This window comes from Streptomyces sp. NPDC006487 (assembly GCF_042870555.1).
Classification (GTDB): Bacteria; Actinomycetota; Actinomycetes; order Streptomycetales; family Streptomycetaceae; genus Streptomyces.
The window spans coordinates 40445-59636 of sequence record NZ_JBIAHN010000009.1 but is presented as its reverse complement, the minus strand read 5'-3'; the positions used below and the strand labels follow the sequence as shown (position 1 = coordinate 59636).

The window sequence follows — 19192 nt, the reverse complement described above, 5'->3', positions numbered from 1 at the left end:
CGGGACCGCTACTGGTTGGCCAGCACCTGGTTGACGGCCTTCTCGGCTTCAGCCAGGAGCTGCGCCGGGTCGGCGTCCTTGTTGGTCAGGACTCCCGACATCACCTTGTCGAGGACCTTGTAGACCTCCTGGGCCTTCGCCGGCTCGGCCTTGCCGGCCACCGGGTTGTCCAGGAAGGACTTGAAGTTGACGACCGGCATGGTGGCGCTGGCGGCCTTCAGCCCGTCGTCCTTGGCCTTGCTGGCACCGGTGAAGAAGGCGGGCTGCGGAAGCCCGACCGGCAGGCCGTCGGTCTTGGAACGGTCGTACTGGAACTGGCCCTTGCCGACCGAGAGCGTCTTGAAGTTCAGCCAGGCGATCGCGGCCTTGATCTTGTCGGGCGAGCTGCCCTTCTTGATCATGTAGCCGTTGCCGCCGGCCAGCGTCGCCGCGCCGCCGGGGATGGGGCCCATCCCGAAGTTCTCGTACTTGCCCGCGAGCTGCTGGACCATGTAAGTGATGTCGTCGGGCGCGGCGAGGAACATGCCGAGCTTGTCCGAGGCCATCTGCTTCTGCAGGTCACCCCACTTGAGCAGCTGGGTCTTGCCCATGCTGTCGTCTTCCCAGCGCATGGCCTTGAGGTTGTCGACGACCTGCTTGCCGGTCGCGTTGTTGAAGGCCGCCTTGCCGTCGGCCCCGACGACGTCGCCGCCCAGGCCGTACATGGCGGCGGTGAAGTGCCAGCCGCCGGTGTTCTCCACGCTGTACTCGCCGTAGCCGGCGGTTCCGTTGCCGAGCGCCGCGATCTTCTTGGCGGCCGCGCGGACCTCGTCCCAGGTGCGCGGCGGCTGGTCGGGGTCGAGGCCCGCATCCTTGAAGAGCTTGCGGTTGATGAGCAGGCCCATCGTGTAGTTGCTGGTGGGCAGCCCGTAGAGCTTGCCGTCCTGCTTCAGCGTGCCGACGACGTTCTTGTCGATGTCGTCGATGCCCGGAACCGTCTTGGCCGTGACGTACGCGGAGATGTCCTCGGCGCCGTCGTTGTCCAGCACCTGCTTGAGGTCGGTGAAGTACGCGTAGAAGACGTCCGGCTGCGACTTGGCCTTGAGCATCGCGGTGAACCGCGGGGGCTCCAGGCACTGGCCGGGGGTGGAGCGGCCTTCGATCGTGACGTTCGGGTAGGTCTTGTTGAACTCCGCCACGTCCTCCTTCCACTGCTTGAGCTCCGCCTTCTTCGCGGCGGGCGGCATGCAGTCCATGGAGATGGTGACCTTGGTCTTGGGGTCGAGCGGCGCGGATACGTCCGTGGAACCGCCGGACGGCTGGTTCTTGGGGTCGTCCCCGTCGCTGCTCGTGCCGCAGGCCGCGAGGGCGGTGACGGCGAGCGCCGAGACGAGGGCGGTCGCGGTGGTGCGGCGGATGTTGGTTCTCATCGGTGGTCCCCTTCGAGCATCGAGCAGGAGGCGTGGGGCGTGTAAGGAGGCGAGCGCGGCACACTCAACCACCACCTACAGATGAACGCAATATCTCGCGCAGATTTCGCAAGAGATTGGCAGACAGGCGCCGGACAGCTCGGTCCACGAACGCAAAACAGGGCCCCGAAACGTCAGCGGGACGTTTCGGGGCCCTGTGGGCGGGGGCCGGACTCGGCGGAGCCCGGTGGGGAGTTACGCCGGACGGGGGCGCGGGACCTGGCCGGTGGAGCCCCGCACGACGAGCTCGGGCTCGAAAAGCAGCTCACCGGGCTGCACCGCGGCCCCCTGGATCTGCGCGGTGAGCAGTTCCACGGCCGCCCGCCCCATGGCCTCGATGGGCTGCCGGACGGTGGTCAGCGGGGGTTCGGTGCAGTTCATGAAGGCCGAGTCGTCGTACCCGACGACGGAGACCTCCCGAGGCACGTCGAGCCCGCGCCGGCGGGCCGCCCGGATGGCCCCCAGGGCCAGGGGGTCGCTCGCGCAGATGATGCCGGTCACCCCGCGGTCCAGCAGCCTCGAGGTGGCCGCGTGGCCGCCTTCCAGGGAGAACAGCGCCCGCTCCACGTGCGCGGCGGGCAGCTCGGTGCCGGCCGCCGCGGCGACGGCCTGGGCGGCCACCAGCTTGCGCAGGGAGGGGATGTGGTCGGGCGGGCCCAGCACCAGGCCGATGCGCTCGTGGCCCAGGGAGGCCAAGTGGCGCCAGGCCTGTTCGACCGCGACGGCGTCGTCGCAGGAGACGCACGGGAAGCCGAGGTCCTCTATCGAGGCGTTGATGAGCACCACCGGGACCTTGCGGTCGTGGAGCAGTCGGTAGTGCTCGTGCGGGGCGTCGGCCTGCGCGAAGAGCCCTCCGGCGAAGACGACGCCGGACACCTGCTGCTGGAGCAGGAGCTCGACGTAGTCGGCCTCGGAGACCCCGCCCGTGGTCTGCGTGCAGAGCACGGGGGTCAGCCCCTGCTGGGCCAGCGCGCCGCCGATCACCTCGGCGAAGGCCGGGAAGATCGGGTTCTGGAGTTCCGGCAGGACCAGGCCGACCAGCCGGGCGCGTTCGCCGCGCAGTTGGGTGGGGCGCTCGTAGCCGAGGACGTCCAGGGCGGTGAGCACGGACTGGCGGGTGGTCTCCGAGACGCCCGGCTTGCCGTTGAGCACCCGGCTGACCGTTGCCTCGCTGACCCCCACCTTCTTCGCCACTTGAGCAAGTCGTCGCGTCATGAGCGCAAGAGTAGCGCAAACAATGCAAGTTCCTTGCAGTTCGATTACGGCCAGTTTGGCCCATCGGAAACCGGCGCGGAACCCCCCGAGCCCCACCCGCCCCGGCGAGCCCCCGCGCGGCGAGCGGCGGGGCACCCCTCAGGGATGCCCCCCCGCCCTCGTTCCCCGTGCCGGCCGCCCGCTAGGGCAGCTGGTTGATCTTGAACGTCGAGGTCGTGTTCCGTACGTCCACGGCGTTGTCGCTCATCTTCAGATTCTGGATGGTCACCTCACCCACCGCCGGACCTTGTCCCGCTTCGGGCATCTCGTTCGCCCAGAGACCGAAGCCGGACTTGGCGTCGAAGGCGTCACCGCTCTTCTTCGCCCCCGTGATGGTGATGTCCTTCAGAATGGTGTCCTTGATGGGATTGACCGGCTGGCCGCCGACGTACTGCGTCTGGAACATGATTCCGCTGTAGGTCGGATCGACGATGTCCACATTGTTGATGCGGATTCCCTGGAACACCTTGGACGCCGAGAAGATCCAGATTCCGGGGAAGGTCTGCGCCCCCCAGAAATGGCCTCCGGCCCGGACGATCGAGATGTTCTCGAAGAGCGTCGGGTCGGTCCCGAACCCGTTCATCGGATACCCGAAGTCCAGCGAGCTGATGGTGATGCCCGAGTAGACGAGGATGTCCGCGATGTAGATGTTGCGGAAGGTGTTGTTGAAGCCGCCGTACACGGCGACACCGGCCGCGCGCCAGGTGAGGATGGCGCTCAGGTTCTCGTAGACGTTGTTCTTCATGTCCGCGCCGCCCGCGTCGATGGCGGAGAACAGCGCGAAGCTGTCGTCACCCGTGGAACGGGCCTCGATGTTGGTCACGAGGTTGTCCGTGCTGCCGTTGGTCATGTTGATGCCGTCGGCGAAGGTGTCGCGGATCCGCGAGTTCTTGATCGTGATCCGGTCGGTGTTGGCGCCCCAGTAGAGGCAGACCTGGTGCTCGTTCCAGACGTTGTCGATGGTCATGTCGGTCACGTTGGCGAAGTCGAATACCTTGCCCGGACCGTCGATGCGCGAGGTGTAGTTGCCGAAGTAGGCGAAGCCCGTGAAGGACGAGCCCTTCGCGGTGCCCTCCGCGCGCCAGCCGTTGTCGGTGTTGTCCTGCGTGGACGGGGCGTGGAAGCGGGTGAACCACGGTCCGGCACCGACGACCTGCACGGCCTTGCCGTACACCTGGAACTTGCTCGCCGTGGCGTAGTCGCCCGGCGGCAGGTAGACGCCCACGAGCTTGCCCGTGGTGTCCATGCGGACCTTGTCCAGGGCGTTCTGCACGTCCTGGTGGGTGAAGCCGGCGGGCACCGTGTAGATCGCCGCGTCGGGGTTGGGGACCACCGTGGCCTGTTCCAGGCTCACGAAGTCGATCGCGTAGGTGGTGGTGTTCGCCGCGTCCTTCTGGAGGCGGATCTTGCTGCCCTGCGGGACGGTCTCGCCGAGGAGGATGTTGGCCTCGTCGTAGATGTGCCGCGGGGCTCCGGCGCTCGGCGCGTTGCCCGGGCCGGCCTCGGCCCCGTAGAGCCAGGCGTACTTCGAGGTCAGCGGCAGGGCCTTCTTCAGGACGCCGTTGACGTAGACGTTGATGGTGGAGTCGATGCCGCCGCCGCCCGGGGCGTCCGGGATGGAGAAGCGGGTGACCAGGGTGTTGGTCGCGGCCCGGGTGGTGAACTCGACGTACTCGCCCGTCGCGTCCAGGTTCACGGCCTTGCGGCCCGAGGCCTCGCCGGCGATGTCACCGACGGTTCGGTTGGGACCGACGACATTGGCTCCGCCGCCGACCACTCCGTCCTCCGCCTCGTAGGTGTCGAAGGGCATGTTCGCCCCGCGGCCGACGAAGAAGGGCTTGGTGGAGGTGTTGTTGGCTCGCTTGACCGGCAGTTCGTTGGCGTCGTCGGCCAGAACCACCTTGACGGTGTACTTGCCGTTGGCCGCCGTCCAGTTGCCGAGGGCGATCGGGGCCGAGGAGGCACCGGCCGCGAGCGCGCCGCTGAAGGATCCCGTCAGGGTACGGACGGTGGCGCCGCCCGCGTCCTGCAGGGTGAGGGTCACGTTGTGGGTGCCCGTGGCGGCGGCCACGGTGCCCTGGTTCTTGACCGTGACGGAGAAGTTCACGGACTGCCCGGCGGACGGGGCGCTCGGCGACCATCCGACGGACGAGGCCACCAGGTCCGAGCTGTCGACCGGACGGACCACGAGCGGGGCGCCGATGAGGGTGTTGTTGGTCTCGTTCTGCTCGATGACCGTGTTCGCCTCGTCGACGACCGCGCTCAGCGGATAGCTGCCCGCGTCGCGCGGGCCGATCCCGGCGGTGACCTCGGCCGTGGCGCCGGCGGCCAGCGCGGGCACGTTGGCCGAGGCGACCTTCGAACCACCGAGCTGGAAGGAGACGGAAGTCGCCGCCGCCGGGGCCGGGCCGGTGTTCTTGACGGTGGCGGACAGGGTGACGGACTCCGACTCGACCGGGGTGGCCGGGCTGGCGCTCACCGCGGCGACCTGGAGGTCCGGGTTGGGCGCCGCGACGCCCACGACCTGGAACTCGGCGATCTGGCCGTTGGAGGAGCCGGTGTTGGAGGTGAAGCGCAGCTGCACGTCCGCGACCCGGGCGTTCACCGGGATGGTGACGGTGTTGGAACCCGAGGCCGGGTTGAAGACGTAGTCCTTGGCGGCCACCAGGCCGGTGACGCCCGAAGCGCTCTGCTCGCGGCCGAGGACCTGGATGTTCTGGGTACGGGTGCCCCAGCTGCTGTCCGGGTTGAGCTTGAGGACCAGGCGGTCGACGTCGGCGTTGGACCCGAGCTTGACGGTCAGCGTGCTCGGGTAGGCACCGCCCGCCCCTTCCCAGTAGGTGGAGGTGCTGTTGTCGTTGGCGTTCTCCGCGACGAAGGTGTGGATCACCGAGGAGCCCACGATGGGCTTTCCGACGGCCAGGTTGGAGCCGCCGCCTCCGCCGCTGCCGTTGCGGGTCACGGAGTTGCTGTCACCGGAGCGGTTGCCCGCCGCGTCCTTGGCCCGGACGAAGTAGCTCACGGTGGCGGTGGCCGGCTGCGTGTCCGTGTAGGTGGTCGCGTTCCCCGCGACCGTGGTGAGCAGCACGTTGTTGGCGAAGACCTCGTAGCCGGTGACGCCGACGTTGTCGGTGGACGCCTGCCAGGCCAGCTTGATCTGGCCGGAGGCCGGCTCGGTGAAGGCCAGGGCGCCCGGGATGGTCGGGGCCTGGGTGTCGCCGGTGTCGCCGGCTCGGGTGACGCTGTTGCTGTTGGCCGACTGGTTGCCTGCCGCGTCCTTGGCCCGGACGTAGTAGGTCACGCTCGCGGAGGCGGGCTGGGTGTCGGTGTAGGTGGTGACGTTGCCCGCGACGCTGGTGCGCAGCTGGTTGTTGGCGTAGACGTCGTAGCCGGTGACACCCGTGTTGTCGGCGGCGGCGTTCCAGGTGAGCTTGATCTGGCCAGTGGCGGGCTCGGTGTAGGCGAGCGCCGTCGGGGCCGTCGGGGCCTGGGTGTCGCCGGTCGTCGGGCCGTAGATCTCCAGCTCGGAGAGCTGCCCGCCGGGCTGTACGGAGTTGGCCGATATCCACACCCGTACGTAGCGGGTGGTGGTGGCATCGAAGGTGACGGTCACCGCGTTGGCGGCGGCGGTGTTGAACTCGTAGGCCTTGGACGCCGTCAGGTCGGTGTATTCCGTCCCGTTGGCGCTGCTCTGGATCTTGAGGGTCTGGGTGCGGGCACCCCAGTTCTCGGGCAGCTTGAGGACCACGCGGTCCACGCGCACGGAGGCGCCCAGGTCGGCCTGGATCCACTGGGGCATGGCGTTGTTGACGCTCTCCCAGTAGCTGGCGGCGTTTCCGTCGCCGGCGTTGCCCGGCACGTAGACCTGGGTGTTGCTGCTCGCGGTGAAGGTCTTACCGAGGGCCAGGTTGGTCCCGGAGTCACCGGGGGCGCGGACCTCCAGCTCGGAGAGCTGGGCGGCCTGCCAACCGGTGTTGGCGGTGATGTCGATCCGCACGTACCGGGCCTGGGTGGCCGGGAAGCCGATGGTGACCACGTTTCCGGCGCCCTGGCCGAAGGTGTACGTCGTCGAGCTCACCAGGGTGCTGAAGCTGGTGCCGTCGGCGCTGCCCTGGACGGACAGGGTCTGGTTGCGGCTCTCCCAGGAGGCGGGGAGCTTGAGCACCACCTGGTCGACGCGGATGGTGGCTCCGAGGTCGGTCTGCACCCATTGCGGGAAGGTGCTGCCGGCGCTCTCCCAGTACGAGGACTGGTTGCCGTCCGTGACGTTGCCGGCCGTGTAGGCGCCGTTGGTACTGCTCGCCGTGGCGGGCCTGCCCGCCGAGACGCTCGGTCCGCCGGCGGCCACGGCGGTCAGAGCGGGCCAGCCCAGCATCAGCAGGGCCGTGCTGATCAAGGCGGCCAGGGTCCGCCATCTCCAGTTGTGCCTTCTCATATGTCCTCGTCCCTCGACATGAACTTTCTGAACCATGGGAGATAGGAATTTGCAGTGTGCGGTGCGAGAGTTGCAGAGCTTTGGCGAGTCGTCTACATCTCTGACCGCACTTTCATGCCGTCATCGCTTGCGCAAGCTGGGCGCAAATAACGCAAGCCATTTGCGTGAGGGGGAGGAATTCCACTTATGCCCGAACCGCCCTACCGTTCGTACTCATGCGGTCCCTGCGGTTCCTCCACATGAGCCCTCGGCGGCTCGGGCTCCCCAGACGGGCCGCCTCCCAGATCCTGCTGACGCAGCTGGCCATCGCCGCCGGGGTGCTCGCCCTGGCCACCGGCCTCTTCCTGGCCCCGCTGAGCGCGCAGCTCGACGACCAGGCCATGCGGCGTGCCCTGGCCATCGCCCAGAGCGCCGCCGCCGACCCCGCCCTGGCCACCGGCCTCATCGGCTCGGCTCCCTCGCCGGACAGCCCCGTACAGGCCTCGGCGGAACGGATCCGCTCTGCCACCGGCGCCGAGTACGTGGTGGTCCTGGACCTGGACGGCATCCGCCGCTCGCACCCCAGCCCCGACCGCATCGGGCGGCACGTCTCCACCGACCCCGGCGACGTCCTGGCCGGCCGCGAGGTCATGGAGATCGACGAGGGCACCTTGGGCCGTTCCGCGCGCGGCAAGGTCCCCCTGCTCGCCGCCGACGGCGAGATCGTCGGCGCCGTCTCGGTCGGCATCGCCTACGACAGCGTCCAAGGCCGCCTGCTGGGCGCCATCCCGGGCCTGCTCGCGTACGCGGGCGGGGCCCTGGCCGCGGGCGCTCTCGCCGCCTACCTGCTCTCGCGCAGGATCCACCGGCAGACACGCGACCTGGCCTTCTCCGATATCGCGGGCCTGCTCGCCGAGCGCGAGGCGATGCTGCACTCCATCCGCGAAGGCGTGATCGCCCTCGACCGGGACGGCCGGGTCCGGCTGGTCAACGACGAGGCGGCCCGGCTGCTCGGGCTCGCGCCCGAGGCCGCCGGCGCTGTGGCGGGGCGCGCGCTGGACGAGGTGCTCGGCGCCGGCCGCACCACCGACGTCCTCACCGGCCGGGTCACCGGCCGCGACCTGCTCACGGTCCAGGGCAGCAGGGTCCTGGTCGCCAACCGGATGCCCACCGAGGACGGCGGAGCCGTGGCCACCCTGCGCGACCGCACCGAGCTGGAGCACCTGGGTCGCGAGCTCGACTCCACCAAGGGCCTGATCGACGCCCTGCGCGCCCAGGACCACGAGCACGCCAACCGGCTCCACACCCTCCTGGGCCTGCTGGAACTGGGCCTGTACGAGGAGGCCGTGGAGTTCGTCACGGAGGTGGTCGGCGTGCACCGCAGCACGGCCGAGCAGGTCACCGAGAAGGTGCAGGACCCGCTGCTCGCCGCCCTGCTGATGGGCAAGGCCACGGTCGCCGCGGAGCGCGGGGTCCCCCTGCGGCTCGCCGATTCGGCCCTGCTGCCCGACCGCCTCGTCGACCCGGGAGGTCTGGTCACCATCCTCGGCAACCTCGTCGACAACGCGCTGGACGCCGCGGTCGGCTCGCCCGCGCCCCTGGTCGAGGTGGACATCCGGGCGGATGGCCGCACGGCGGTCCTGCTGGTCCGCGACAGCGGCCCCGGCGTCTCCGTGACACGCCGCGAGGAGATCTTCACCGAGGGCTGGTCGACCAAACAGCCCCCTGCCGGCGCCCACCGCGGACGCGGGCTCGGTCTCGCCCTGGTGCGGCGCCTGGCCGAGCGGCAGGGCGGCACGGTCCGGGCCGGCGAGGCAGCGGACGGAGGGGCGGAGTTCTCCGTCGTACTCCCGGAGGCCCTGCGATGAACGATTCCAGCGCGTTCAGCACATCCGGCGCATCCGGCATTTCCGGCGTGTTCGACGTACTGGTCGTCGACGACGACATGCGTGTTGCCCGGATCAACGCGGCCTACGTGGCCAAGGTTTCAGGCTTCCGCGTGTCGGCCCAGGCTCATTCCGCGGCGGAGGCGCTGGCCCTCCTCGACTCACACCCGGTGGACCTGATCCTCCTCGACCACTACCTCCCCGACGAGAACGGCCTCGACCTGGTCCGGCGCCTGCGCGAGCGCGGCCACCACACCGACGTGATCATGGTGACGGCCGCCCGCGACCTGGCCACGGTCCAGGCCGCGATGCGCCTCGGCGCCCTCCAGTACCTGGTCAAACCCTTCACCTTCGCCGGTCTGCGGACCCGGCTGGAGGCCTACGGAGCCCTGCGCCGCACCCTGGACACGGGCGGGGAGGCCGAACAGGCGGAGGTGGACCGGATCTTCGGCGCCCTAGCCGCGGCCGGCGCGGACGCCCCGAGCGACCTCCCCAAGGGACACTCCCCCACCACCGCCGACCTGGTCCGCGGGATCCTGCGCACCGCCGAAGGCCCGCTCTCCACCCAGCAGATCGCCGACCGCGCGGGGATCAGCCGCCAGACCGCCCAGCGCTACCTCAAGCTCCTCGACCGCACCGGCCGCGTCACCCTCGCCCTGCGCTACGGCGAAACGGGCCGCCCGGAACACCGCTACGCCTGGCGCCCGCCCACCACGGGCTGACCCCGGCCGCCGGTCCGGCCGACCCCGCTCCCCCGCCCATGCGGACCTACACCGCACCGGCCCCGGTCAGCGCGCGGACCTCGGTCTCCGCGTGCCGCCGCTCGTCCGGTTCCTCCGCCGAGGTCACGGTGCCCAGCCAGCCCGCCAGGAAGCCCAGCGGGATGGACACGATGCCGGGGTTCTGCAGCGGGAAGAACTGGAAGTCCACACCCGGGAAAAGGGATTCGGGGCTGCCGGAAACCACCGGGGACAGCGCCACCAGCAGCACGGCCGGGAGCAGTCCCCCGTACACCGACCAGACGGCGCCCCGCGTGGTGAACCCGCGCCAGAACAGCGAGTACAGGAGCACCGGCAGGTTCGCCGAGGCCGCCACCGCGAAGGCCAGACCCACCAGGAAGGCCACGTTCAGGTCCTGCGCGAGCAGACCCAGCGCGATCGCCACCGCTCCGATCCCGACCGCCGCCACCCTGGCCACCGCCACCTCGCTGCGCTGCCGGGCGTGGCGGCGCTTGAGCGAGGCGTACAGGTCGTGCGCGACGGAGGCCGACGAGGCGAGGGTGATCCCCGCGACCACCGCGAGGATGGTCGCGAAGGCGATGGCCGCCACGAAGGCGAACAGCACCGCGCCGCCGGTCGAGTCGGCCCCGCCGCCCAGGAAGGCCGCGAGCAGCGGAACCGCCGTGTTCCCGGAGGCGTTGGAGGCCTTGACCTCCTCCGGCCCGAGCAGCGCCGCCGCGCCGAAGCCGAGCACGATGGTCATCAGGTAGAAGCCGCCGATCAGCCCGATCGCCCACACCACCGACCGGCGGGCCGCCCGCGCCGTGGGCACGGTGTAGAAGCGCGACAGGATGTGCGGCAGCCCGGCCGTGCCCAGGACCAGGGCGAGCCCGAGGCTCATGAAGTCGAAGCGGGCCGTCCAGTCCCCGCCGTACTTGAGCCCCGGGCCCAGGAACCGGTCGCCGTGCCCGCTGCGCTCGGCGGCGCTGCTGAGCAGCTGGTCGAAGTTCCCGTGGAAGCGCAGCAGCACGAGCACCGTCAGGGTGATCGCCCCGCCCATCAGCAGCACGGCCTTGACGATCTGGATCCAGGTGGTGGCCCGCATGCCGCCGAAGGACACGTAGATCACCATGAGGGCGCCGACCCCGATGACGGTCAGCGTCCGTGCGGCCCGGCCCGAGTCGGCGAGCAGCAGGCCCACGAGGCTGCCGGCGCCGACCATCTGGGCGACGAGGTACAGCACGGAGACGACCACCGACGAGGTGCCTGCGGCGATCCGGACCGGCCGCTCGCTCATCCGCGCGGCGACCACGTCGGCGAGGGTGAACCGGCCGCAGTTGCGGACGAGTTCGGCGACGAGGAACAGGACGACCAGCCAGGCGACGAGGAAGCCCACCGAGTACAGCAGGCCGTCGTAGCCGAAGAGGGCGATGAGGCCGGAGATGCCGAGGAAGGAGGCGGCGGACATGTAGTCACCGGCGATGGCGAAACCGTTCTCCATCGGCGAGAACAGCCGCCCGCCCGCGTAGAACTCCTCTGCCGAACCATGCCGGTTGCGGCTCACCCAGGTGGTGATGCCCAGGGTGACGGCGATGAAGACGCTGAACAGGAGCAGCGCCAGCGTCTGGTGCTCCGTGGTCACCGGCCCGCCCCCCGTGCCCGGGTGCGCTCGCCGGCATCCGCCCGGCGGACCTGCTCCTGCTCGAAGACCGTCCAGCGCAGGTCCAGCGCCGCACGGTCGCGCCGCAGCCGGGCGTGCCGGGCGTAGGCCCAGGTCAGCAGAAAGGTGCTGAGGAACTGGCCGAGACCGGCCAGCAGGGCCACGTTGACGGACCCGAACACCGGCCGGGCCATCATGCCGGGCGCCGTGGTGGCGGCGATCACGTAGGCCACGTACCAGAGGAAGAAGCCGGCGGTCGCGGGGACGACGAACCTCCGGTAGCGGCCGCGCACTTCCTGGAAGGCGGCGCTGCGCTGCACTTCGAGGTAGATGTCGGACGCTGCGCGCGCGGGTGCGCCGCCGGGGCCGGAGCTCGGGGGTGACGTTTCCGCTCCGCCGCCCGGCGCTCCGCCGGACCCCTCGCCCACCCCGGCACCCTCGCCCTCGCCCCAACCGACGGCCAGCGCGTCGTACCAGGGGTCGTCCAGCCGGATCGTTCCGGCATCACGACCTTCGTGCTTGTCCACCGAACTCTCCTTGTCCGCCGCCGCAGTGGCCGCGTGCCCACAAGGATGTGCGGGAGGGACGGTTTCCGGACTGGTGTCCCGGTGCTCTTCACTCCATCAGGTGATGGAGTGAAGAGCACCGGTGTGCCAGGGCCACGGAAGTGCCACCGGGGGTCCCCGGTGGCCCCGGGTCCGCTCAGGCGTCGATCCGCGAGCGGTCCAGGGTGGCGGCGGAGCTGGTGATGAACTCCTTGCGCGGAGCCACCTCGTTGCCCATGAGCAGGTCGAAGACCGACTCGGCGGAATCCAGGTCGCCGATGTTGATCCGGCGCAGGGTGCGGAAACGGGGATCCATGGTGGTCTCCGCCAGCTGATCGGCATCCATCTCGCCGAGGCCCTTGTAGCGCTGGATCGAGTCCTTGTACCGGACGTTCTTGCGCTGGTACTCCAGCAGGGTCTGGCGCAGCTCGTTGTCCGAGTACGTGTACACGTACTTGTCCTGGCCCTTCTTCGGCTGGACGAGCTCGATCCGGTGCAGCGGCGGCACGGCGGCGAAGACCCGGCCCGCCTCGACCATCGGGCGCATGTAGCGCTGGAAGAGCGTGAGCAGCAGGCAGCGGATGTGCGCGCCGTCCACATCGGCGTCCACGAGCAGGACGATCTTCCCGTACCGGGCGGCGTCGATGTCGAAGGTCCGGCCCGAGCCCGCTCCTATGACCTGGATGATCGCCCCGCACTCGGCGTTCTTGAGCATGTCCGAGACCGAGGACTTCTGGACGTTGAGGATCTTGCCCCGGATGGGCAGCAGCGCCTGGAACTCGGAGTTCCGGGCGAGCTTTGCCGTACCGAGGGCGGAGTCCCCCTCGACGATGAAGAGCTCGCTGCGCTCCACGTCGTCACTGCGGCAGTCGGCCAGCTTGGCGGGCAGCGAGGAGGACTCCAGCGCGGTCTTGCGACGCTGCGCCTCCTTGTGCTGGCGGGCCGCGATCCGGGTCCGGGCGGCCGCGACGATCTTCTCCATCACGGAGCGGGCCTGCTGCTTGTCGTCCCGCTTGGTGGAGGTCAGGAAGGCCTTGAGCTCCTTGGCGACGACGGCCGCGACGATCCGGGTGGCCGCCGAGGTGCCGAGCACCTCCTTGGTCTGGCCCTCGAACTGCGGCTCGGCGAGGCGGACGGTGACGACCGCCGTCATGCCCTCCATCGCGTCGTCCTTGACCACGTCGTCCTCGGCGACCCGCAGCAGCTTCGCGGAGCGCAGCACCTCGTTCACGGTCTTGGTGACCGAGCGCTCGAAGCCGGAGATGTGGGTGCCGCCCTTGGGGGTGGCGATGATGTTCACGAACGACTTCACGTTCGTCTCGTACCCCGTGCCCCAGCGCAGGGCGATGTCCACGCCGAGCTCACGGGTGACCTCGGTGGGGGTCATGTGGCCGCGGTCGTCGAGGACCGGGACGGTCTCCTTGAAGGTGCCGGTGCCGGTCAGGCGCAGCACGTCGCAGGCCGCCTTGTCCTGGGCGAGGTACTCGCAGAACTCGCTGATGCCCCCGTCGAAGCGGAAGGTCTCCTCGGTCTTGCCGGCCCCTTCCAGGGCACGCTCGTCGCGGACCACGATGGTCAGGCCGGGCACGAGGAAGGCCGTCTGGCGGGCGCGCTGGTAGAGCGTGTCCAGCGTGAGCTTGGCGTCCTTGAGGAAGATCTGCCGGTCGGCCCAGTAGCGGATCCGGGTGCCCGTCTTGCCCTTGGCGATCCGCTTGCCCTTGCGCAGGCCGTTGGCGGGGTCGAAGGGGCTGTCGGGGCCCTGCTCGGTGAACATGCCGGGCACGCCGCGCCGGAAGCTGATGGCCTGCGTCGCGCTGCCCCGGTCGACCTCCACGTCCAGACGGGCCGAGAGGGCGTTGACCACGGAGGCGCCGACGCCGTGCAGGCCTCCGGAGGCCGCGTACGACCCGCCGCCGAACTTGCCGCCGGCGTGCAGCTTGGTCATGACGACCTCGACTCCGGAGAGGCCGGTCTTGGGCTCGACGTCCACGGGGATGCCGCGGCCGTTGTCGCGGACCTCCACCGAGGAGTCCTCGTGGAGGATCACCTCGATGTGGTCGCAGTACCCGCCCAGGGCCTCATCGACCGAATTGTCGATGATCTCCCAGAGGCAGTGCATGAGGCCTCGGCTGTCGGTGGAGCCGATATACATGCCGGGGCGCTTGCGGACGGCCTCGAGGCCTTCGAGGACGAGCAGGTGCCGCGCGGTGTAGTTGGAGCCGTCCCGGTCTGCTCCGGTCAGGAGTGCGCTGGAAGGCACGGACGTGTCGGCGGTCACGCAGTTCGCTCCTCGCTGAATTTCTTTTCTGGCCCGGTCGGGCGCAGTGGTGGCTCGGTTGCCGTTGGAAGGGTACCGAGGCCTGGTAGAGCCGATGCAACGCCATCCCAGCCCCTTCACCAGCCTAGTGCAGGTCCGTACGCATGTTCGATCCCCCGTGAGGGTGAAGCAAACATCACGTTCCCTTCCGCGCATGAACCATTTAGTGTTCGGGCACGTCCTCATCAACAACCGGCACTCAGCCGGAGAGGGCAGAACTGCGACAAGCGAACGACCTGACACCGCGAAACCGTAAAGCAACGCAATACGGTTCCTTCGCCGCCAACCGGCAACGGCCGGCCAGCTTCGGAAGGAAGTTTCGAGGAAAAGCCGCGAGCGGGAACGTTTTCGGCCTGGTTGGATGTTGACCCTGGTACGACAGCTCGTCGAGCTAGAGAAGAGGCGACGTGACTACTGTTCTGACACCCGCGACCCCGCTGACGGCCGCTGACCGATGCGACCGTTGCGGCGCCCAGGCATATCTGCGCGTCGTCCTGCTGAGCGGCGGTGAACTGCTCTTCTGCGCCCACCACGGGCGCAAGTTCGAGCCGGAACTCAAGAAGATCGCCGCGGAAATACAGGATGAGACCGAGCGGCTTACGTCCGCTCCGGCGGCCAGTGCCGCCGACCCCGAGGACCGCTGACACAAGGCCTACACCTCGCATCCGACGAGCCAGGACCGGCTAAGCCGGTCGACGGGCGGTATCTCTGCGACCCAGAGACACCGCCCGTCCTCATGCCCGGATGCGGTTCAGCGCTTCGGCGCGGGCCGGTCCCCTGCCGCGAGGCCCCTCCCGGGCCCCTGAGCGGGGCGTACGCCCATCCCCAGGACTCCGCGGGCACCAGGACGACCCAAGTCCCCCCGGGTCGTCTCCGGGCCGCCGGCGGAGTCGGCGACGAAGCCGATCAGCGGTGCGATCCGCGTGTACACCCCCGGGCTGTCCGCGCGCCCGCAGCCGCGCCCCCAGGACACCAGCCCGATGAGCCGGCCCTGGGCCACCAGGGGTCCTCCGCTGTCCCCCTGGCAGGCGTCCTTGCCGCCCGCGCGGTCGCCCGCGCACACCATGGAGTCGGCCCGGTACTGACCGTCGGCGTCTCCCGGGTAGGCCCGCCCGCACACCTCGTCCGCCAGCACCGTCACCCCGGCGGCCCGCAGCCCGTAGGCGTAGTCGCCGAATCCGCTCGTGTCGCCCCAGCCGTATACGGCGGCCTCGGTGCCGGCCCCGTACGCCGGATGCCCGAGCGCGGCCATCGGCAGCACGTTCTGCGCGGCCACGGCTTCGACCAGCTCGAGGACGGCCAGGTCGCCGGCATTGCTGCCCGGGTCGTAGGCCGGGTTCACCCGGGCGGAACGCACCGCGATCTCCCGGCCCTCGCTCGCGCGCAGCTCCGTACGCCCGGTGATCACCCGGAAATCGCGGACGGAGTCCACCGGGCCCCCCAGCACCTGACGCCCCAGGCAGTGGGCCGCGGTCACGACCTTGGTCGTGGTGACGAGGACGCCCCCGCAGAACTGGCCGCCGCGCGTACCCCCGAACCGGTCACGGCTGGCGAGGGCCACGACCCACGGGGCCTCGGCCACCTTCACCGGCCTTCCGCCGATCACCACGCTGTCCGCGGCCGCTCGCGGCGCCTGGGAGAGCGGCGCCGCCGCCGCTCCCGCCGCCAGGGTCAGCGCTCCCGCCAGGACACGGGCAAAGGGACGACGCATGAGGCCTCCTGACTCCGAGTGTGCATGACTCCACTCAGAGTGGGACGCCCGGTGGCCGCGCGCACCCGCGCGGCCACCGGCGACGACCTGCGGCGAACCCCTCGCCGCGCCCGGTGCGGACCGGTCCGGCCTAGTCGAGGTAGTCGCGCAGCACCTGGGACCGGGACGGGTGACGGAGCTTCGACATGGTCTTCGACTCGATCTGGCGGATGCGCTCACGGGTGACCCCGTAGACCTTGCCGATCTCGTCGAGCGTCTTGGGCTGGCCGTCCGTGAGGCCGAACCGCATCGAGACCACGCCCGCCTCGCGCTCGCTCAGCGTGTCGAGGACCGAGTGCAGCTGCTCCTGCAGGAGCGTGAAGCTCACGGCGTCGGCCGGTACGACCGCTTCGGAGTCCTCGATGAGGTCGCCGAACTCGCTGTCGCCGTCCTCACCCAGCGGGGTGTGCAGGGAGATCGGCTCGCGGCCGTACTTCTGGACCTCGATGACCTTCTCGGGGGTCATGTCGAGTTCCTTGGCCAGCTCCTCCGGGGTGGGCTCGCGGCCCAGGTCCTGGAGCATCTGGCGCTGGACGCGGGCCAGCTTGTTGATGACCTCGACCATGTGCACCGGGATGCGGATGGTGCGGGCCTGGTCGGCCATGGCCCGGGTGATCGCCTGCCGGATCCACCAGGTGGCGTACGTGGAGAACTTGTAGCCCTTGGTGTAGTCGAACTTCTCCACGGCGCGGATCAGACCCAGGTTTCCTTCCTGGATCAGGTCCAGGAAGAGCATGCCGCGGCCCGTGTAGCGCTTGGCCAGGGAGACCACGAGGCGGAGGTTGGCCTCCAGCAGGTGGTTCTTGGCCCGGCGGCCGTCCTCGGCGATGATCTCCAGCTCGCGCTTGAGCTTGGGCGCCAGCTTGTCGGAGTTGGCGAGCTTGTCCTCGCCGAAGAGTCCGGCCTCGATGCGCTTGGCGAGCTCGACCTCCTGCTCGGCGTTGAGGAGCGGAACCTTGCCGATCTGCTTCAGGTAGTCCTTGACGGGGTCGGCGGTGGCGCCGGCCACAGCGACCTGCTGGGCCGGGGCGTCGTCCTCGTCGTCCGAGATGACGAAGCCCTTGCTCTCGGCACCTTCCTCCTCGTCCTCGGACTCGGCCTTGGCGGCCCCGGGACCCTCTTCGGCGGTCTCTTCGTCGCCCGCGTCGTCGGAGTCCTTCTTGGCGGCCGTCTTCTTCGCCACCGTCTTCTTCGCCGCGGTCTTCTTGGCGGCCGTCTTCTTCGCCGCCGTCTTCTTCGCCGCGGTCTTCTTGGCGGCGGGCTCGGTCGCGGTCCCCTCCGCGAGGGCGTCGGCAGCCGTGTCCACGGGGTCCGCTTCCGCCGTCCCGGCCGCCGCGTCCGGTACGGCCACTGCGGGCGCGGCCGCCGTCTTGGCCGCGGCCTTCTTGGCGACGGGCTCGGTGGCCGTCCGCTTGACGGGGCTCTTCGCTGCGACGCTCTTGCGGGTGGCGCGCTTGGGCGACTCCGCGGCACTGACCATCAGCGTCACACCCTCTTCCTCGAGGATCTGGTTGAGGCTGCGCAGAACATTCTTCCACTGGGTCGCAGGAATCTGGTCAGCCTCGAAGGCCCGACGCACGTCATCGCCGGCGATCTGCCCCTCGGCCTTGCCCCGCTCGATGAGCGCCATCACAGACTCGGAATCGGCGATCTCCGGCGGGAGCGTACGGGATGTGCTGGCCGACACGAACAACCTCTCGGAACGATGGAAACGGCTTCCGACCCCGGCCTGGTGGTGCTGGACCGGAGCCGACGACCACGACTGGGGATGGGCCGGGGGCGCGGGCAGGGGCCGGGGAGCTGCACAGCACCCGCAAGGGCTGCTGTCTTCCCTCCGTCGGCCATCACCTCTTAGGTCATCGCGTGACCTCGCTGAGCGTTACGCCCAATCTTCGTGGCCCGAGTCACACCCCGTTTGATGCCATGCCGGTCATACCGTTATTTCTGCACGTCCGGTGTGTCCGAACACGCCCCGTTTCGCGGGCCGGACGACTCCCCCGAAGCGGAGTCCCGGCGACCGCGGACCGGAGCCGGGAGCCGGCCGGGACTCTCAGGATCCGGACCGGGAGCCGGATTCCGCTGCCGCCGGACCCTCCCCGGACCGGGTCCGGGGGGCGCCGCTCGGGACCGGCTCCCCCTCGACACGCTCGCGCTCACGCCCGCGCCCGTGCGCTGCGGCCCGTCAGTGCTCGCGCGGGGCGGGAACCACGCGCTCGACCTCCGGATGCACCGTCAGAAGCTGGCGCATGGCGTTCTCCGCGCCCACCGCGTCGCCGGCGGCGAGGCACTCGACCATGCGCGCGTGGTGCGCGACGCAGGTCTCGCTGGGGCGGTCGCAGGAGGTGACGGGACTGCCGGACACCTGCAGGGCGGCGGAGACGATGCCCGAGAGGTGCTCCAGCATGCGGTTGGCCGCGACCTGGATGAGCAGGGCGTGGAACTCGTTGTCCGCACGCGCGAAGGTGATCGAATCGCCCTGGCCGAGGGCGTGTCCCATGATCTCGACCATGTCGGCGAGGCGCTGCTGGATCTCCGGGCGCCCGTGGCCGGCGGCGAGGCGGGCGGCGAGCGGCTCGATGGTCCAGCGGAGCTCGCCCAGCTCGCGGCGCTGGTCGTCGCGCTGCGGGCCGAAGGCACGCCACTCGATGATGTCGGGGTCGAGCAGGTTCCAGTCGGCGACCGGGCGGACCCGGGTGCCGACGTTGGGGCGGGCGCTGACGAGGCCCTTGGCCTCGAGGACCCGCAGCGATTCGCGGACGACGGTCCGGGAGACCTCGAAACGCTGTCCGATCTCCTCGGGGACCAGCGGGCGGTCCGCACCCAGGTCGCCGGAAACGATCATCTGGCCGAGCTGCTGGACGAGTTGGCCGTGCAGGCCGCGGCCGCGGCTGCCCGCGGCGCGGCGGCCGACCCGGCTCAACTCGACTTCGGATCCGTCCCAGTGGGGCACTCCCACCCGGTCGGCCCCCGAGGCCTCCGGGTAGGGGTAGCGGTCGAGTTCGCCCGCGCCGGCGAGGCCGGAATCGGCATGGCGGGCGGCGGTCATCATGGTGTGCGCAAGGGTACTCACGAATCCTTTGTCGGCCGTGTCTCCGCGACCCTTGAGGTCTTTGGTGAAAAGCACACGAAAGGGTGATCGGTGCCACCTACGCAATTGACGACTTATCGTAAAGAACCGGGCCTTTTGCGGGGAGTTGCG

At 70.0% G+C, this 19192-nt stretch carries 12 protein-coding genes; 3 read left to right on the top strand and 9 right to left on the bottom strand.

Annotated elements, in window-relative coordinates; genetic code table 11:
* Nucleotides 1-8: 8 nt before the first annotated feature.
* The 3 genes from ACFYM0_RS17025 to ACFYM0_RS17015 form a co-directional block, all read right to left on the bottom strand.
* Nucleotides 9-1409 (bottom strand): ABC transporter substrate-binding protein, encoded by a 1401-nt coding sequence (locus ACFYM0_RS17025; RefSeq protein ID WP_388501843.1) that lies wholly within the window; start codon nucleotides 1407-1409, stop codon nucleotides 9-11.
* Between the two features lie 234 nt (nucleotides 1410-1643).
* Nucleotides 1644-2663, bottom strand: coding sequence for a LacI family DNA-binding transcriptional regulator (locus tag ACFYM0_RS17020; RefSeq protein WP_388501840.1), 1020 nt, complete (start codon nucleotides 2661-2663; stop codon nucleotides 1644-1646).
* A 181-nt stretch (nucleotides 2664-2844) separates the two neighbouring features.
* Complete coding sequence (locus tag ACFYM0_RS17015; protein ID WP_388501837.1) at nucleotides 2845-7137, bottom strand: discoidin domain-containing protein; 4293 nt, start codon at nucleotides 7135-7137, stop codon at nucleotides 2845-2847.
* Nucleotides 7138-7352: 215 nt separating this feature from the next.
* Here ACFYM0_RS17015 and ACFYM0_RS17010 point away from each other — a divergent pair, with 215 nt between their 5' ends.
* Both ACFYM0_RS17010 and ACFYM0_RS17005 read left to right on the top strand, forming a co-directional pair.
* Entirely contained in the window at nucleotides 7353-8984 is a 1632-nt protein-coding gene (locus ACFYM0_RS17010) for an ATP-binding protein (protein ID WP_388501835.1), read from the top strand.
* Nucleotides 8981-9724 (top strand): response regulator, encoded by a 744-nt coding sequence (locus ACFYM0_RS17005; protein WP_388501832.1) that lies wholly within the window; start codon nucleotides 8981-8983, stop codon nucleotides 9722-9724. The genes ACFYM0_RS17010 and ACFYM0_RS17005 overlap by 4 nt, the downstream gene beginning before the upstream one ends.
* A 46-nt stretch (nucleotides 9725-9770) precedes the next feature.
* Here ACFYM0_RS17005 and ACFYM0_RS17000 read toward each other — a convergent pair whose 3' ends face one another.
* The 3 genes from ACFYM0_RS17000 to ACFYM0_RS16990 all read right to left on the bottom strand — a co-directional run bounded on the left by ACFYM0_RS17000 (nucleotide 9771) and on the right by ACFYM0_RS16990 (nucleotide 14204).
* A complete protein-coding gene (locus ACFYM0_RS17000) occupies nucleotides 9771-11363 on the bottom strand; it encodes a cation acetate symporter (RefSeq protein ID WP_388501829.1) in 1593 nt (530 codons plus the stop codon).
* On the bottom strand, nucleotides 11360-11908 hold the full coding sequence (locus ACFYM0_RS16995) for a DUF485 domain-containing protein (protein ID WP_388501827.1): 549 nt from the start codon (nucleotides 11906-11908) through the stop codon (nucleotides 11360-11362). The genes ACFYM0_RS17000 and ACFYM0_RS16995 overlap by 4 nt, the downstream gene beginning before the upstream one ends.
* A 175-nt stretch (nucleotides 11909-12083) precedes the next feature.
* A complete protein-coding gene (locus tag ACFYM0_RS16990) occupies nucleotides 12084-14204 on the bottom strand; it encodes a type IIA DNA topoisomerase subunit B (protein WP_388501825.1) in 2121 nt (706 codons plus the stop codon).
* A gap of 446 nt (nucleotides 14205-14650) precedes the next feature.
* On the opposite strand from ACFYM0_RS16990, the gene ACFYM0_RS16985 reads away from it, so the two are divergent.
* Complete coding sequence (locus ACFYM0_RS16985) at nucleotides 14651-14887, top strand: hypothetical protein (protein ID WP_327255290.1); 237 nt, start codon at nucleotides 14651-14653, stop codon at nucleotides 14885-14887.
* Nucleotides 14888-14994: 107 nt separating this feature from the next.
* Here ACFYM0_RS16985 and ACFYM0_RS16980 read toward each other — a convergent pair whose 3' ends face one another.
* The 3 genes from ACFYM0_RS16980 to ACFYM0_RS16970 form a co-directional block, all read right to left on the bottom strand.
* Nucleotides 14995-15954, bottom strand: coding sequence for a S1 family peptidase (locus ACFYM0_RS16980; protein ID WP_388501823.1), 960 nt, complete (start codon nucleotides 15952-15954; stop codon nucleotides 14995-14997).
* A gap of 130 nt (nucleotides 15955-16084) precedes the next feature.
* A complete protein-coding gene (locus ACFYM0_RS16975) occupies nucleotides 16085-17686 on the bottom strand; it encodes an RNA polymerase sigma factor (RefSeq protein WP_388501820.1) in 1602 nt (533 codons plus the stop codon).
* Nucleotides 17687-18175: 489 nt separating this feature from the next.
* Nucleotides 18176-19117, bottom strand: coding sequence for a FadR/GntR family transcriptional regulator (locus ACFYM0_RS16970; RefSeq protein ID WP_388501818.1), 942 nt, complete (start codon nucleotides 19115-19117; stop codon nucleotides 18176-18178).
* Nucleotides 19118-19192: the final 75 nt, after the last annotated feature.